Origin of the sequence: Cellulomonas sp. A375-1 (genome assembly GCF_001040865.1) — a bacterium.
GTDB lineage: Bacteria > Actinomycetota > Actinomycetes > Actinomycetales > Cellulomonadaceae > Cellulomonas > Cellulomonas gelida.
This window is the reverse complement of sequence record NZ_LFKW01000153.1, coordinates 98,200-99,221: the sequence shown is the minus strand read 5'-3', so window position 1 is coordinate 99,221 and position 1,022 is coordinate 98,200. Positions and strand designations below refer to the sequence as shown.

The following is a 1,022-nucleotide window of genomic DNA, read 5'->3' as shown; positions in this document are numbered from 1 at the left end:
GCCGAGCGCGTCGCCGCCGATCCGCAGCACGGCGGTGTTGCCGGTCGCGAGCACGCCCGCGGCGTCGGCGAGCACGTTGGGCCGGCCCTCGAAGACGAACCCGATGACGCCCAGCGGTGCCGTGACCACGTCCACGTGCCAGTCGGCGTGCGTCACGCGCGGCGCGGGGGCGTCGTCGCTCGCGGCCTTCTCGACGAGGTCCGCCCAGCCGCGCAGGCCGTCGGCCATCTGGTCGCGCACGTCGGCGTCGATGCGCAGGCGCGTGGTCGAGCGGCCGAGCGCCTCGGCGCGCGTCACGTCCTCGGCGTTGGCCTGCGCGATCGCGTCCCACGCGGCGACGAGCCCGTCGGCGAACGCGCGGTAGAACGCGGCGACCTGCGCGGCCGGGACGCTGCGCATCGCCTGCGCCGCCTCGACCGCCGCGCTCACGCTCGTCGTGACGGCGTCCGACACCGCCGCGGGCACGTGCAGGAGCGCACCGTCGTCGTGCACGACGTACAACCGGTCACCCGGCTGGAACGCGGCCGCGAGCGCGGCGTCGACGGTCGTGAACCGGTCCCCGCCGAACGGCACGAGCGTGCCGGCGGTGAGCTGCGTGAGCTGTCCTGCGGTCGTGGTCATGGCGGGCCTCGTGTGTCGGTCGTCCAGGTCGTGCACGGTGCCGGGTCGCGGTGGGTGTCGGCCGGGTCAGGGGGCCGGATCGCGCCGGGCGGGGCTCCAGCCTGCCCGCTCGACGCACGCGTCCGCAGCAGCGTCCATTGTGCGTCCGTACGGGCGCTCGCTGCCGCGAGGCAGACCTGGTCGCGGCTGGTCCAGGCGCCGTCCTGCGGCGGGTCCTGCGGGGGTCCTGCTTCGTCGGCAGCGGCCGTCCCGCCTCGTCGGGCGCCGCGTCCTGCCTCGTCGGGCGCCGCGTCCTGTCTCGTGGGGCCTAGCGTGCTCGGGTGAGCCACTTCGCCGAATACCTACCGGGCCGCCACGGCATGCGCGACGCGACGCTCGTCCTGCGTGCCGCCCTGCCGGGT

The 1,022-nt window shown here is 76.2% G+C and carries 1 pseudogene; it reads right to left on the bottom strand.

What is annotated here, in order from left to right:
- Window positions 1-621, bottom strand: a pseudogene (locus tag CWIS_RS19120) (aldehyde dehydrogenase family protein); the annotation flags it as partial.
- Window positions 622-1,022 lie beyond the last annotated feature (401 nt).